Source organism: Lactococcus sp. DD01, from assembly GCF_001578715.1.
Lineage (GTDB): Bacteria > Bacillota > Bacilli > Lactobacillales > Streptococcaceae > Lactococcus > Lactococcus petauri.
In genome coordinates this window covers 4,172-19,551 of record NZ_KQ968944.1, presented here as the reverse complement: position 1 = coordinate 19,551, position 15,380 = coordinate 4,172, and the positions used below count along the sequence as shown (strand labels likewise).

Sequence of the window (15,380 nt, the reverse complement as noted above, 5' to 3'; positions counted from 1 at the left end):
GAAATTGCACAGGCAATCGCTATAATCAAAACTTGTATTCCTTATCTGATATTGTACCATGGCAACACCTCCTCATGGTCGAGAACTTTGTAAGGATGTGCCAGGTACTCACTGATGACCTATACAGTGCTTCAAAGTAGCGAGCTGTTCACACTGTAAATTAATTATATCATAGATGAATAATATATTTTTGTTTAGTCAAAATCATATTCAATACTGTCTTTCAAACGTTCATAAGCACGTTCGTTTTTTATTTGTTCATAGGACTTTTCAAAGGCATCATTCAAATGACGGAGTGACCCTCTCCGCCCCCTGGAGTTACCTTTGAAATATTTTCCTTGAGGGTCATATTTTTGTGTGAGTTTTGAATGCTGAAGAGTGGAGCGTTTGTACTCTTGCATATCTTTGAGTAATCCATTTCCAAGACTCGCACGTAAGTCATTTAACTTGTTGTCCTTAAAGTCATCATAGCGACTTTCGCCATAGGTTTCTTTGTAGAAAGAAGTGGCTTTATCCAGTTCATTATTTAACTCTCCATACCGTTCGGAATGATAAGTTTCAATATAGTAATCAATAAAATCATCTATCATTGGACGTACTTCGGACAAGGCATTATTGTTGTATTTCCAAAGATGACTTTGTGCAGGTAAGTGACGATAAATTTCATCATATTTTCTCTGCAGCGTGCGATCCCCTCGAATACCTCGATAGAGTTTATCTCTTTGACCAATTTGTTTCCGAGAGAGCAAGTCAATCTTAGATAACATTTCACTTTGGTCTGCTATTGCACTTGCAACCTGCGACTTTATACGTTCTAAATGTTTGGGCGCAATTTTTCCACGATATTCCCAAATGTCTTGACCAGTTTTGGGGTCTTTTAATCTTTCGCCATCCTTTCCAATAGGATAATATTTGTCACGTGTAGGGTGTGGCTCGACCATTGCAATATGCACGTGGATATTATCCGTGTTGTAATGAATTGCTGCTGTCCAAACTGCTCCATTCATCTTTTCATTATGAATGAGTTCTGTCATTGCGTTTCTTGTTGCTCGCATGACCGTTGCCTCATCTAAATCATGGGTCAGTGGATTGTAATGCCCATGTTTTTCTAGCCACGGATTATCAAATGAAATTACGTGTTGCCACATCAAAGATTGATTGCGTTGTGCTTGACTAAACTGTTCCATCACCCCTTCCATTTGTTCTGGTGTGAGGTAGTCATATTTTGAATTGAAAAGCGCCGATGTCTTTTCAGGATTACTCATATAGTAGTTATAAGTTTCAAAATCTTTTTCTTTTAAATCATCAAGAGCCACATTATAATCGGAGTATTTTTCGGCACGTACAGCTTCACTCCTGTTCATATATTTAAGATAACTTTTGAAACCGCTGGACTGTGGTGTCACAAATTTTGTACTGTCAATTACACCAGGACTTGCCAATTCGAAAACCTCCCTTTATTTCATTGCTCTCTTAATTCATTTTCATACTGTTCGAGCTTTTTATTTGTTCGTGAAGCACAAGTTTAAGCGTATCTACTTTCTTACCAGTGCTATCCAGAACATCAAAGGAGATGTCTTGGAAGTCATAGAGATTATTGGGAAGGTCTTTTCCATATTGAAGTGTTGTTTTATCAATTTCAATATAGCCTAAAGATTGATGAGGAGATGTACTGCCTAAGTTCCCAAATACTGCTTGAACGATTGAACCTTGGCCTTGGTTACCATTTGTATCAACAAAGTTTAATGCCGTTGATGCTCCATTATAAAGAGCAATATATGAGTTTGCATTTAGATTTGCATTATCTCCTACAACTGTATCATTTCCCTTAGCTGTCAAAATATTATTTCTTAGTTCAAGGTTAGTTGGTTTTGAAACAATATATCCTAATGCACCATTAGAAAGTTGTGCGGACTGACCTGCATCAATATCAGAAACCTTCATTGCCATTAGTGTACTTGAAGATAACAGATTACCATTGCTTTCATCCACAATAGTAATAACTCCACGTACTGACTCTGGTATTCCCGAAGCTGCTCCAATAGCGTCTCCTCCTGAACCGCCAGAACCCCCGCCTTCACTCCCTTGGCCAGAGCCCGAATTAGGAATTCCATCCATTGAGACCATGTACCCTAATGTAATTGTACCTCCGTTATTACGAGCCCCTACTAAAAGCCTGAAACCATCGCCAAAAACATTACGGGGAGAGGAACTAGTGGTGGAATCATAGTATGTGGCATCATTGATGGTTACCTTCATACCAACAGGAATATTTTTACCAGTTTTTACATTGTAGGCTGTACCAACATTATGAATTGCAATTGCTTGACCTTGTTTAAGGTAATTAAACTTATCTCCATCTTGGAAGCCATCACTAATTCCCATCCCGTAATGAATTGTGTCATATGAAAGACCGTTAGCACCACTAATTAGGGAATTTGCATTAGAAATAGCTGTCCCTGCATAAGTCGTTGAACTATTCCATGCGATTGGTTTTCCTCCTGTTCCATCTTGAGTATCCCCAACGATGTACTCTGGTTGAATAGCACCAGTTAGACTATCGAACAAAGGTTGCATTGTCGAGAAATTATTGTTAGAAGTTTGAATTACTGGAGCATTCCCAATTGAGCCAATTTGAGTGTTGCCAGATGGTAAAGTTAATGCGTGTGCTACAGTCGAGATAATACTAGGATTAACCGTTGCGACAATTCCTGTTACTCCTGCAAGAGCCAGAATAACTGCGGAACGTGTAAGCCATACTTTCCCAACCTTACGAGTGCTGAAGTGTGTGACTTTAGTATTCTTGGTTAACGCTTGTGCTAATCTTCGAATAGCATGTTTATGTTTCTCCATTTTTCCTCCTTTTAAATTTTAGATAAGAAACAAAAAAATATGATCTTGACGTCATATTTATTGAATAGTTTTATGCCATTTCGGGCAAATAAAAAAACACTTCATTCGAACCGCTTTATTTTTGATTATGAGTTTTTGAATTTAGGGGGCTAAACTTTGCCCCCTATTTTTAATTTACTTAATATTTTCTCTAAGTCAATTGATGATAAGTTTTTACAACATTCGTCACCTCCTGCATAAAGTCATCAAAAAATTCTCTTCTTTGTTCCAATGTCTCAATTTCTTCAGGCTTTGGTTCATTAATTTTAAAAGAAGCCGCATAACAGGCTTCGCCAATAAGAAAGAGTAGTTTTTCTTTTTCTGTTAGTTTTTTCTCGTTAAAAAATTGTCCTTTTATCTCTACTCCACCTTCAGGTTTATGTTTAATCAAAAGAAATTCTTCCGATTTTTTTAAATTTTGATCAATAACTTGTGTTTTTAATTTTTGTGCTTCGCCTGTTGGTGTTTTCCCTTTTATACTTAAATTGTTTAAATAAGCTTGTGCGTGTTGTTTTGTATTCATTTTATATTCCTTCTAATAACTTTATTTTTTACCATCCGCCATTAACAACTCCATCATTACCATGAGAGTTATTAGCATTTTCTTCATCGTGGGCTAGGTCATTACCAGAAACATTTGGATTAGCATTTCCACCACCATTATGTGCAGGGGGATTTGTTGGTGCAGTAGCATTTCCACCAGTGCTTGGTGCTGAAGGCGTTGCTGTATTATAGCTTGGTGCATTTTGTGCAGGAGCTTGGACATATTGACCATAGTCAACTGCACCATTAGATGCTTGGCCTTCCGCTTGTGGAGCAACTGCGTTATTTACATCTGCAGCTGGAGCTTGTGTTTCATTTTGTGTTTTTACTTGTTCTTGGGCAGCTTGTGCTTTTTGTTGTTCCGCATTTGCTTTAGATTTTGCTTCCTCTGCAGCTTTTGCTTTTGCACGGTCTTTATTATTTTTTACTGCAGTTTTAACTTTATCCAAACGTTTTTGCAAATCAACCTTTTTAGACTTCGCCATGTTATCTTTTATTTTATCAATTGCTGTTTGGGCTGTTTTTACATTGGCATCATTTTGAACTTTTTCAGCATTGGTAACAGCTTTATCTGCTTTGTTCACTAAATCCCAGTTTTGACGAACTTTTTCTACACGTGCAATGAGATCAGTTTTATCTTTTTCATCAAGTTTCTTGATTGCATCTTGTGCTATTTTTACATCGGCTTCAGCTTTAAAAGTTTCGGCTTTTTCCGTTGCTTTTTTCGCTTTTTTAATCAAATTGTCGTGCGCTGTCTTAGCTTCCTGTGCGGTTTTCTCAGCTTGTGCCTGGGCTTGATTGTTGGCCACAATTCCTGCACCGCCACCTGCTAATAATACGACTACCGCACCACTAATCATCCATTGTTTTTTTGTGAATTTCATATTTTACTCCTTTTTCCTAAATTCCAATATTTGTTTCACTTCTTCAAACTTTATTTTAGAATATAGCAAACCTGCATGTGGGTAATCTTTAAAATTACTATAAAGTACCACATCATAAATGGGACAATTACTTGTCGCAAAGTGTTTCTTAACATCAATAATTCCGTTAAATTTCTGTGTGTTTTGTTCCTTTAACATTGTGGTCTCTTTTCTATTTTTGATATAAAAAAAGACAACTATCAAAAATAGATGTCTTGCTTTTTTATTTTGAATATACTTCTTTTCTTATTATTTTTGGTTTGTCTGTTACTTTGGTCGTCTATAAGACGTTAATAAAATTATTCGCAGAGTTTATAGTTAACCCCAAACTCAAAGGCACCTTTACAGCATCGCCGACCTTTATTGTAGCTCACCCTTTCCTCGAAGGCAGGAGGTTCAATCCCCATATTTTGCATCTGGCATTGTCATATTAGGTCTCACAATCCTAACTTCTCTGTTGAATGACTTCTTGTATATACGTTTATTCAAAGATAAACGGTGCAAATATGTGTGAAGCAGGACAAGTTCTCACGTTCCAGACTACTCCACACTCCCTTTAGTAGCTACGCTGATAAGAGGGGCAGACATTGGCATTTTACTCTCGTCAAGAGTCTACCAAGCTGAGTATTCAATTGTAATCGTCATACGTTTCACTTAGTCTTGTGCTACTCTTTCACGCATTGGGCGACTATATTGAGAATAGGGGAATCGAGCCCCTACTTCTTTTCAGAAGGTAACCTACTTCTCTATAAAATTAATTAATGTATGAGATGGAGATGAATATAATCCTTTAATAAATACATAACACAAAGTATTGAAAGAACACCAAGAACAATTATTTGCAAAATATCCAAGATAGAAGTTTCTCTTTTCCCACTATCTTCTTCCCTTTCAAGTTTTATGAGTTCTCTTTGTTTTTCTTGCATACGATATACAGATTGAAATTCTTCCACTGTAACCAATTGTATTTTATTTTCACGAATTTTTTCAATATCCTCTTCACTATAAGTCTTAAGAAAATCTTTCAAGTTGTCTTTTGATGTTTCTGACATATTATTTTCTCCTAATCCGAGGATTTATTGGGGGCTAAATTTAGCCCCTTTATCTTTTTTTCCTAAAACCTTTAACTCCGCAAATTTATTTTTACGTTCCGCAAAGATACTGTATCCTACTTTTTCTTTTTTAAGAATCATTTGTATTTCTTGAAAGTTCTCTTTTCTTTCAACCATAACAGGAAGCTTTGTGTTCCCGTCTGAGACCATGAGATAGGGATAATTTATCTTTCCCTTTCTGCCATCGAAAAGTTGTACCACATTACCGTTAAAGCGTCTTAAATGTCTTGGCATTAAAACAAAGTTTTTTGATTCTATTTTCATCCATAATCCCCCTTTGAATTAAACTCATTTTCAAAAATACGATCTTTTGAAAATTGAATATTGGATTTAAATTGCTTTGGCAGGAGTCGAACGCTGCTCTTTCTTCAAAGGGTTTGAGTAGAAAGATATACCACTATACAAAGCAAGAAAGCAGTGGGTGCTGCTAGAAGCAGAATAACCACGCAAAGCGGACAAAAGGAGTTGAACCTTTCAAACTGTACATTCCTATTCACCTTAAAAATTTACAGTACCATATCCGCAAAAAAGAGCGTTAAACATTAACGCCCGCATGGAATTTGAGAAAACTCCATGCTAAATAAAGCCTTTGCTTTCCCTTGATATAAATGATATAATAGCAGTATCTTACATTGCTTATTATTTCATTTGACAAGGTGCATCAGCACTACTATACAATAATTATTTTAGGTTTTCTACTTAAATAGTTTTTCAACATATCAAGTGAGAAATTAAGAGAAATGTACCTTGGTTTGCTCAGACATTCGTCGAGTTTGGACTGAGGTACTTTTTGTATATTCTTTTAACATATCAGTCAAATTTTCTCTATAAATATATAATATACCTTTTTGCGTATAATGTCAAGAGGAAATTAAAAAGAAAGGAGAATTTTTTATGGATTTCTCTGAAAGACTAAAAAAACTAAGAAAAGAAGCTGGTTTAACTCAAAAAGAATTATCTGAAAATCTAAACGTTGCCCAACCTAGAATATTAGAATGGGAAAAAGGAAAAAGAAACCCTAATAAAAGAAGTTTAGAAAAAATTGCATCTTATTTTAATGTTTCAGTGAGTTATCTTTTAGGTGAAACAAATGTTCGTTCTTCTTTTGAGATTATCGAAATAATGGAAAATTTATCAGAATTTAGACAAGAAAAAACTGTAAATTTTGCCCGTCAAGAATTAAAAGACCAAGAAGAAGAAAATAATATTATACAGTTTAATTCTTCCTTAATTCCCTATGAAGTTGAGGAAGAACAAGCTTTATCTGCTGGATTTGGTGAAGGTTATACAAACACTTATGCTAAAGAAACTGTCTACTGGAATAAAGATGTTGCATATGATCGAGCTATACGGATTAAGGGAGAATCAATGGAACCCGAATATCATTATGGCGAGATAGCTTTAATAAAATATCAAGAATGTATAGACTACCCTGGTCAAGTATGTGCTGTAGATGATGTTGAACGAGGAAAAGCTTATATAAAGTGTGTATCTAAAACTGAGAATGGCTTACTTTTAGAGTCGATAAATGATTTAGAAGATAAAGAAGGTAATAGATTATTTCCTAATATATTTATTCCCTTTGAAGAAAATCCTCGAATAATTGGAGTTGTGAAAGAACATTTCTTACCAATAGAAATTTAAATATAAAAAAGAAGGAGCCTTAGCTCCTTTTTTATTAGTTTATATTATATATTTTGACTTTTGTTCTTTTGCGATGAAAAAAAGCCAGTAATCATAAGGCTTAACAGGATTTTATGACTAGGAAAAACTGTGCATATGACTAGGAAAAACTGTGTATATGACTAGGAAAAACTGTGTATATGACTAGTTCTGATTTGACAGACTAGTTATATTATTGTACTCTATAGTTATCAAATACGAAAATATTAAATGGAGTTTCAATGAATACTGAAAAAAAACTAGCAATGGAAGCTATAAAAGACCGAAAGGTTGTTGAGCACAATGATTTGATAACTAGCATTGCGAAAATGGATAAAACTCCTCTAAAGATATTTGAACTTGCAGTTTCATGTATTGATACGGACAATCCTCCTAAAGATGATGTTGTTTATCTTTCAAAAAAAGAGCTATTCAGTTTTTTTGATGTTTCAGATAACGATAAGCATACTAGATTTAAGAAAGCTGTAGAAAAAATGCAGAAACAAGCATACTTTCAAGTAAGAGAAAAAACAGGAAAAGGCTTCGAATTTGAAAGTATCATTCCAATCCCTACTGTCAAGTGGAATAATTATAATGACGAGGTATTTATTAGATTTAATCCAGACATAATGCCATATTTAATTGATATGAAGACGAGCTTCACTCAATATGCGATTATGGATATTATGAATTTGAACAGCAAGTATAGTATCATCCTCTATAAATGGCTAAGTATGTTTTTTAATCAGTATGAGCATTATTCTGATAAACCCAATCGCACACAAAAGCAGCTATTTAAGTACAAAAATCCAAAGATTTCTGTAAAGGAATTAAGAGAATTAACGGATACAAATTCAGACTATGCACGTTTTGGAAATTTTGAGACTAATGTAATAAAGAAATCTATTTCTGAAATTAATGATAACACACACTTTGATGTAGATTATGAGAAGATAAAAAAAGGCAGAAATATTGACGAAATACAATTTTTTATAACTAAAAAGAAAGTGTTGAATGAAAATTACAAAGACAATGATCCTAAAGCACAAGAATCATTAGAGCAAAAGCAAGTTGAAAATGAAAAATTATTCTACTCTGCAGTTGGACATCCTTACACTTTACAATTGATTAATGTTGGACTACTTCAGGCAACAGATATAGCAAATCAAGAAAGAATGATAGGACTTGTAAGAAATGTTTATCCTGTTTACGACAGCATCACACAAAGTAAGGGACAGAGTGGCTTAACTACTCACTTAGAGTATGTCCGTGATAAAATGATAGATTTTAGTGATAGTAAAAAGAATATAGTGAAGTATTTAAAAACTTCTGCAGAACAGTATGTAAGTTCAACTAGTTTTGATTAATTTAAAAATAAAAAAGAAGGAGCCTTAGCTCCTTTTTATTTGTTTATCTTATATATTTTGAACTTTTGAGCTTTTGGGAGAAAAAAAACTCAGTAATAATCAACCGTCCGAGGTTTTTATTGATACAAAATAATATGTATAGTGATACAAAATACTATGTATATTGATACGTTATGCGTTGACAATGTATCAATATAATGGTATAATAAATCTATAAAAATAAAAAAGGAATAAGTCATAGATGAATGATTTAGAGAAAAGAAATGTTGTTGAGCATAATGACTTAATTACTAGCGTTGCCAAAATGGATAAAGTTCCTTTGAAGATTTTTGAAATGGCCGTTTCTTACATTGATACAGAAAATCCGCCAGAAGATAATATCGTTTATTTATCGAAGCAGGAATTATTTGATTTTTTTGATGTGTCAGATAGTAATAAGCACAGTCGTTTTAAAGAGGCAATAGAAAAAATGCAAAAGCAAGCTTTTTTTCAAATTAAAGAAGAGAAAAAAAGAGGCTTTAAATTTAAGAGTATTGTACCAATCCCCTTTGTAGAATGGAATGATTATAATAGTCAAGTAATTATTAGATTTGATCAAGCTATTATGCCTTATTTGATTGATTTAAAAACAAACTTTACTCAATATGCAATTACAGATATTATGGAACTCAATAGTAAGTACAGTATAATCTTTTATAAGTTACTTACCAAATCATATAATCAGTATGAACATTATCAGTACAAATCAAATCGTACTAAAAAACAATTATTGGAATACAGAAACCCTCAATATAGTATTTTAGAACTAAGAGAAATAACAGACACATTGGATGAATATAAACATAGTTCGAATTTCTTTAAAAGAGTGATTGATGAACCATTAAAAGAAATTAATGACAATACTCATTTCAATGTTACCTATGAAAAAGTAAAAAAAGGTCGCAGCATCGACAGTATCATATTTCATATTGATAAGAAAATTATTCTAACTGATAATGATTATAAAAAAGAACAAGATGATCCTGAATATTTGGAATCCAAGGAAAAACAAAGTTTAGATGATGCTGAGTATTTTAAACTTTCAATGGAAAGTAAATATACAAGATTACTAATAGAGAATTCTCTTTTAAATCCAATGGAAATGACCGATATTAGCCTTATGGTTGGATTACAAAAAAATGTGTATCCATTATATCAAGAATTAGAGAAGATAAAAGGAGATAATGGTCTCCTCATACATCTACAATATGTTCAAGATAGACAAGAGGGTTATACAAAAAGAAACACAGCAAAATATCTAAAAAAAGCAGTTGAAAGTTATTTAAGTTCAATAATACAAAAAGAAAATTTGGGAGTGCATAAATGAAAACAATAAGTTTATTAAATTTAAAGGGTGGAGTTGCAAAAACTACTACAGGTAATAATTTAGCGAAAGGCCTAGCAAACAAAGGGAAAAAAGTGTTGTATATTGACACAGATATGCAGGCTAATGCAACGAGTATATTTTTAGATGAAGAACGTACAAGTCCTGACTTTAAAGGTTTTGCAGAAATTTTGCTAGATGAAAAATTAGAAGATGTTTCAGAATATATTTATAACGTCGATATAAACCTAGACATGATTGGTTCTAATCTATCTGTTGCAGAGAGTGAGTTGAAAATTCGAAGTTCATTCAATCGAAATACTTCAAATATCGTCAATAAGATAATTAAAAAAGTTTCTTCTGATTATGACTACTGTATTATTGACTGCTCTCCAACAATAAATCTTATTACATTGAATATTATTATTGCCAGTGATGAGATTATTATTCCGATAAAAATTGATAAATTCGCATTGGAAGGTTATCAAACTACACTAAATAACATTGAACAAATCATTGATGATTATGAACTTGATACAGAACTTACTATTCTTTATACAATGGTAAACAGGAATAATATAGATAAACAAATTATGGAACTAATTTCTGGTAATCGTTTTGATACAACTATTCGTTTTCAAGCAAAACCTATAACTGAAAATGCACTAAATAATGTTGTATTAATTGATGATAAAAGAGATTCAAGTGTAAAAGAAGATTATTTATCTCTAGTTGATGAAGTGATAAGTAAGGAGGGGTAAACATGGCAAACGATTTTGGCTTTACTGATTTGATAAAAAAAGATGAGCATGAAAGAAAAAAAACAAATACAAAAAATATTCCAGTAGATGAAATAAAAGAAAACGAAAATAATAATTACGAACTTGTTGATATAGATAAATTAGCTACAAGTATAGAAGAGCTAGGATTATTGCAACCGTTATTGGTGAAAAAAAGAGGGAAGTTTGAATACGAATTGATTGCAGGACATAGAAGATTTACTGCGATTAAAAAACTTATTGAAGATGATAAACTCCCTTCAGATTATGAAGTACTATCTAAGATAATTGACTCTTCAGAGAATGAAATAATAACTAGACTGAAATTGCATGAAACAAATCTACAAACCCGCTCACTTCTAAATATGGAAGAAAGCGAAAAAATATCTGTCGTTGAAGATTATATGAATCTAATCGATCAAGCCAAAAAACAAGGAATTGAAGTAAATGGAAAACCAATTAAAGGTAAAACAAGAGAACTTGTGGCAGAAAGATTTGGTGTAAGTCACTATACGGCTCAGAAAATCATTCGCAAAGTTAAAGAGGGAGGAGAAAAAGAAAAACCCAAAAAAGTTAAAAGTGTCAGCACAGTAACTCAACTTAAAAAAATTGTTAAGCAAATCGAAAAATTGGAATTTGAGAATACTGAAGAAGAGACAAAAATTAAAGAAGGAATAATTAAACTTTTAGAAGAGAAAGCCAAGTAAGGCTTTCTTTTTTTTGTGAGGGGGGCAAAGTTTAGCCCTCTAACTCCAAGTGAGCATGGATATAATGCAAAATTTAATTTGGAAGAAAGAATCAAAGATTTGAAAGACGAAGCAATTGACTATTCGACAAGAGAGTCATACTTTACTGCAAATTTATATTATGTTGCTAATATGGTTAAGCACAATACAAAATCTTCTAGGGAACTCTTGGAAGCAATTAAAGACGAAAATAATATTTTAGCTATTATACCGGAAAAAGAAATTTTTAATAGAACTACTTTGGATAAGAAATCAGTTTCTGCATTTGAATCGGATCATAAAATTTACACGAAGCATAAAAAATTCTTTGATGAAATATCGGATAGTTTTAATAAAATTTCGGCAATAATATAGAGATAATATATTTATTGTTCATGAATAATAAATATACGTATAAATACACAATATATTTCATAAATGACATATAAAGTGTGTTTATATTTGATGTTTACGATTATAATTATAGAATATATTAGTTAAATAAAGGAGATATAATGGCTTTTGATCCAAAAAATAAAAAAATACAACAAGCACTACGTGAACCAGAAAATAAAAAAGTGAATGAAAGTGATGAGAAAGTTTCACTTCCTAGTTATAAAGAAAAAGAAGAAAAAACTCAAAATTATACATTCAGTTTGCAACCAAGTGTAAGAAAAAAACTAACTGCAATTTCCAAGGAACAAGGATTTCCTTCTGCATCAAGTTTTATTAATGAATTAATAAGTCAGTTGTCGAAATATCTAAATTTATAAATATAGATATTTACTAATATATAAGTATGTATATATCTCAATTAGTAAATATCTCTTTTTTGTTCTTTCTTCCAATAGGAAGCGTCCGTAAATATCTTTTTTGGGAGTCTTAAAGGCTAGTTTCCGTCTTATTCGACTTCTAGTTCAATATCTTGTAGTTCAACCTTTTTAGATGTTTTTTCTTTGGGTTTGGACTTTTCTTCTTTAATATCTGACTCGTTTTTTTTAATCAAACCATATTTTTCTCGGACTTTTCGATCAATCTCATTGAAAATTTCAGAATGTTCTTTGAGAAAAATTTTCGCTTTTTCTGTTCCTTGACCAATTTTTTCATCATTATAAGAAAACCAAGCACCTGCTTTCTTTACAATATCTTCATTTACAGCGATAGTTAAAAGTTCTCCTGTTTTCGATATCCCCTCTCCAAACATGATGTCGACCATTGCTTCTCGAAATGGTGGAGCAATCTTATTTTTAACAACTTTGATTTTAGTTGTTCGCCCAAGTGATTTTTTATTATCATTTGTTCCCTCTTCAATTTTCGTTTTTCCTCGAACATCTAAACGTACTGAAGCATAAAATTTAAGTGCACGTCCCCCTGGAGTAGTCTCAGGACTCCCAAATGATACCCCTACTTTTTCACGTAATTGGTTGATAAAAATAGCTGTTGTTTTTGTTTTATTGATATGTGCTCCGAGTTTACGCATGGCTTGACTCATCATACGTGCTTGTAATCCAATCGTGCTGTCACCGATATCTCCGTCTATTTCTTGACGTGGTGTCAATGCTGCAACCGAGTCAATAACAACTAAATCAAGAGCACCAGATTCAATTAATATTTCTGCAATCTGTAAACCCTGTTCTCCGTAATCAGGTTGTGAGAGAAGAAGTTCATCGATGTTAACACCGAGAGCAGAAGCATAAACAGGGTCTAAAGCATGTTCTGCATCAATAAAGGCTGCCAACCCTCCTTCTTTTTGAACTTGAGCGATGGCATGAAGGGCTACTGTAGTTTTACCAGAGCTTTCTGGGCCAAATATTTCAATGATACGTCCCTTAGGATAGCCACCAGCTCCAAGGGCAATATCAAGTGCTAAACTTCCAGAACTTATGACTTGAACTTCTTGGTTGGTTCTCTCTCCAAGACGCATTAAAGCACCCTTACCAAAATCTTTTTCAATATCGTCTAAAGTTTTTTTCAAAGTTTTGTCACGGTCTTCGCCATATTTTTTTGTAATTTCTTCTAGTTTTTTCTTTTTTTTAGCCATGCTCGTTCTCCATTTAAGAATTTTAATGTTTATTTTTTATTTATAAATAAAAAAATTATTGAATATATCAATATTATAGTCAATAAAACTCCATAAATCAACTAAAAATATTGAAAAAAGTAGTAATTTGAGTTGAAAAGGAACAGGAATAAGGATATAATATTGATATATTCAATAATAAGGGTTTGAGTAGAATAAATATATAAGTAAGGAAAAAGAAAGATGGGAAATCTTTTACAAGAACTATCAAAGTTAGAAAGTCAAAAGAAATATTCTATTGTCTTAAATGGAATTGGCTGTTTTCTTTTTTTAACTAAGGAGGAGCTTAATATTGAAAATATTAAAGATGAATATGAGCATTTATTTTATTTTAAAATGACAAAAAAGAAAGAAATAGATGACAAGTATTTTGTTTTAGAGTTTGCAGGAATTACAAAATTGAATCAGAAAAATATTGTTCAATTTTTACTTGATCTGATGTTGTATAAAACAGAAGAATTTAAACCTCAATTTTTGACGGTTGGAATTAGAAAAGAAATTCATCATCCTTCTAGTTTAATAGTAGTAGAGAAGAAAAAATCTTCGAATGGGGAAATAAGACAGATAGATTTTAAGGGTTTAGAGGAAGGGGTAAAAGTGGCACTTATTGGCAATTATTTCTTTCAAAATTATGTAGATTATCAGAAAACCTTACAAGAGTTAGTGGATATTTGGATTAATGAATGAACTGACTGTTGAAAAACCAAAGCAAGTGCATTAGATTTAGGTTCAAGAGTGTTAGAGTGACATAAAATGGTAGGCGGACATGCTGCAGAAGGAGGTAAAGATATATATGACAGTGGATCGTTCATACAGTGAATATGAAGCCATCAGAACTTATCATGACCGAGGAATGATGAAGTGGGGGGCTTTTGCGACAGGGGAATTATCTGAAGCGCAGAAGAAGTTTATAGAAGAGCAGGAGGAAGAAGAGAATGGTAACGATAATCACAAAGAATAGCAGTACATCATGTCGAAGTGCGAGACGGTGGCTAGATACTCATGACATTGATTATGAAGAAATCAATATCAGCCGTCAACCTTTCAATCTTACTCGTGATATTTTGATTCAAATATTAAGCCTGGAAGAAGAGGGGCTATCTGCATTATATGGCCGAAAGAAAAAGACAGACCCAAACTATCAGTGGCTTGTAAAGAGTATCGAGGAAATGTCTTTAGAGTCCGCTCTATCCTTTTTACAAAATCATATGGAATTACTGTGTACGCCTATTATTTTTGATGAAAAAAGAGTACAGCTGGGATACGACAGTGAGAACATTAGAAAGTTTATCCCAAAGGAAAAAAGAAGAGTCGATGCAAAGACAAAAATATCTCACTTAAGACGATTAGAATTGCTTGCAGGTTAATAAAAAAAAGCCTGAATTTAACTGCAGGTCTTGTGTTCTCTATGGTATAATTAGTTTATGGAGTGGACAGTTCATTACTCTGAAGCCCCTGATAAGTTTCTTTATGGAGTAAAGACAGGAGGCTATTCTCTCAAATTTATTCGAGACTGGAGGTATAACCTTATGTCTACATCTATGGAGAGGGAGTATTACTTGGTTATCGGAATTGCTACGGCTGTTGCGATTATACTTGGTGCATTAGGTAAGTTTTACATTGCTTATGGGAAATATAAAATTTCCTGTGCGAGAGCTTATCGCATCAAAAAAAGCGTTCACTATAAAAGTAAACGCTAATAGATAGTAATACTCCGAGACTTATCAAGCGATGGGAACGGCAATTCCTGTCGCTTTTTTCTATTCCATTATACCATATTGATAATCTATGTCAAATTTACTATTTATAATAAAAGTGTCCATCAGAGTATACTCTGATGGACACATAAATTTTATAGGCTAGGGCTTTTGCAAGCAGAGCAACATGGTCCCATGTTACGAAACAAATAAAAAAACTGAAGAAAGACTTCAGTT

Annotated in this window: 19 protein-coding genes; 11 read left to right on the top strand and 8 right to left on the bottom strand. The window is 32.8% G+C overall.

All coding sequences use genetic code 11. From position 1 onward, the window contains the following. Positions 1-194: 194 nt before the first annotated feature. The 7 genes from mobP2 to LACDD01_RS10750 form a co-directional block, all read right to left on the bottom strand. Positions 195-1,442: a MobP2 family relaxase gene (mobP2, locus tag LACDD01_RS10780; protein ID WP_061415186.1), complete on the bottom strand. Its 1,248-nt coding sequence runs from the start codon at positions 1,440-1,442 to the stop codon at positions 195-197. 31 nt (positions 1,443-1,473) lie between these two features. Next, positions 1,474-2,853, bottom strand: coding sequence for a hypothetical protein (locus tag LACDD01_RS10775; protein ID WP_231863446.1), 1,380 nt, complete (start codon positions 2,851-2,853; stop codon positions 1,474-1,476). A 190-nt stretch (positions 2,854-3,043) separates the two neighbouring features. Next, positions 3,044-3,415 carry a hypothetical protein gene (locus LACDD01_RS10770; RefSeq protein ID WP_061415184.1) on the bottom strand — a complete coding sequence of 124 codons (372 nt, stop codon included), beginning with the start codon at positions 3,413-3,415 and terminating at the stop codon, positions 3,044-3,046. Between the two features lie 28 nt (positions 3,416-3,443). Next, positions 3,444-4,319, bottom strand: coding sequence for a hypothetical protein (locus LACDD01_RS10765; protein ID WP_061415182.1), 876 nt, complete (start codon positions 4,317-4,319; stop codon positions 3,444-3,446). A gap of 3 nt (positions 4,320-4,322) precedes the next feature. Next, positions 4,323-4,517, bottom strand: a complete 195-nt coding sequence (locus LACDD01_RS10760) for a hypothetical protein (protein ID WP_061415180.1) — start codon at positions 4,515-4,517, stop codon at positions 4,323-4,325. A 599-nt stretch (positions 4,518-5,116) separates the two neighbouring features. After that, positions 5,117-5,410, bottom strand: coding sequence for a hypothetical protein (locus LACDD01_RS10755; protein ID WP_061415178.1), 294 nt, complete (start codon positions 5,408-5,410; stop codon positions 5,117-5,119). 24 nt (positions 5,411-5,434) lie between these two features. Beyond that, a complete protein-coding gene (locus tag LACDD01_RS10750) occupies positions 5,435-5,734 on the bottom strand; it encodes a hypothetical protein (protein WP_061415177.1) in 300 nt (99 codons plus the stop codon). Positions 5,735-6,364: 630 nt separating this feature from the next. Here LACDD01_RS10750 and LACDD01_RS10745 point away from each other — a divergent pair. The 7 genes from LACDD01_RS10745 (at position 6,365) to LACDD01_RS10715 (ending at position 12,139) form a co-directional block, all read left to right on the top strand. After that, on the top strand, positions 6,365-7,114 hold the full coding sequence (locus tag LACDD01_RS10745) for an XRE family transcriptional regulator (protein WP_014386623.1): 750 nt from the start codon (positions 6,365-6,367) through the stop codon (positions 7,112-7,114). A gap of 260 nt (positions 7,115-7,374) precedes the next feature. Beyond that, positions 7,375-8,499, top strand: coding sequence for a RepB family plasmid replication initiator protein (locus LACDD01_RS10740; RefSeq protein ID WP_061415173.1), 1,125 nt, complete (start codon positions 7,375-7,377; stop codon positions 8,497-8,499). Between the two features lie 241 nt (positions 8,500-8,740). Further along, positions 8,741-9,865: a RepB family plasmid replication initiator protein gene (locus LACDD01_RS10735; protein ID WP_061415171.1), complete on the top strand. Its 1,125-nt coding sequence runs from the start codon at positions 8,741-8,743 to the stop codon at positions 9,863-9,865. Further along, positions 9,862-10,623, top strand: a complete 762-nt coding sequence (locus LACDD01_RS10730; RefSeq protein WP_061415169.1) for a ParA family protein — start codon at positions 9,862-9,864, stop codon at positions 10,621-10,623. The genes LACDD01_RS10735 and LACDD01_RS10730 overlap by 4 nt, the downstream gene beginning before the upstream one ends. A gap of 2 nt (positions 10,624-10,625) precedes the next feature. Further along, a complete protein-coding gene (locus tag LACDD01_RS10725) occupies positions 10,626-11,348 on the top strand; it encodes a ParB/RepB/Spo0J family partition protein (protein ID WP_061415167.1) in 723 nt (240 codons plus the stop codon). 15 nt (positions 11,349-11,363) lie between these two features. Beyond that, positions 11,364-11,741 (top strand): hypothetical protein, encoded by a 378-nt coding sequence (locus LACDD01_RS10720; RefSeq protein ID WP_061415165.1) that lies wholly within the window; start codon positions 11,364-11,366, stop codon positions 11,739-11,741. A 140-nt stretch (positions 11,742-11,881) separates the two neighbouring features. Then, positions 11,882-12,139 (top strand): hypothetical protein, encoded by a 258-nt coding sequence (locus LACDD01_RS10715; RefSeq protein ID WP_061415163.1) that lies wholly within the window; start codon positions 11,882-11,884, stop codon positions 12,137-12,139. A 128-nt stretch (positions 12,140-12,267) separates the two neighbouring features. Here the strand turns inward: LACDD01_RS10715 and recA are convergent, their stop codons facing one another. Further along, positions 12,268-13,407 (bottom strand): recombinase RecA, encoded by a 1,140-nt coding sequence (recA, locus tag LACDD01_RS10710; protein WP_061415161.1) that lies wholly within the window; start codon positions 13,405-13,407, stop codon positions 12,268-12,270. Positions 13,408-13,629: 222 nt separating this feature from the next. On the opposite strand from recA, the gene LACDD01_RS10705 reads away from it, so the two are divergent. The 4 genes from LACDD01_RS10705 (at position 13,630) to LACDD01_RS11915 (ending at position 15,146) form a co-directional block, all read left to right on the top strand. Continuing rightward, complete coding sequence (locus LACDD01_RS10705) at positions 13,630-14,133, top strand: hypothetical protein (protein ID WP_061415158.1); 504 nt, start codon at positions 13,630-13,632, stop codon at positions 14,131-14,133. Between the two features lie 106 nt (positions 14,134-14,239). After that, positions 14,240-14,407, top strand: a complete 168-nt coding sequence (locus LACDD01_RS12110) for a hypothetical protein (protein WP_014386630.1) — start codon at positions 14,240-14,242, stop codon at positions 14,405-14,407. Next, a complete protein-coding gene (locus LACDD01_RS10700) occupies positions 14,382-14,813 on the top strand; it encodes an ArsC/Spx/MgsR family protein (RefSeq protein WP_061415157.1) in 432 nt (143 codons plus the stop codon). Before LACDD01_RS12110 ends, LACDD01_RS10700 begins: the two co-directional genes overlap by 26 nt. A 57-nt stretch (positions 14,814-14,870) precedes the next feature. Beyond that, entirely contained in the window at positions 14,871-15,146 is a 276-nt protein-coding gene (locus LACDD01_RS11915; protein ID WP_156468530.1) for a hypothetical protein, read from the top strand. The last annotated feature ends 234 nt before the right edge of the window (positions 15,147-15,380 follow it).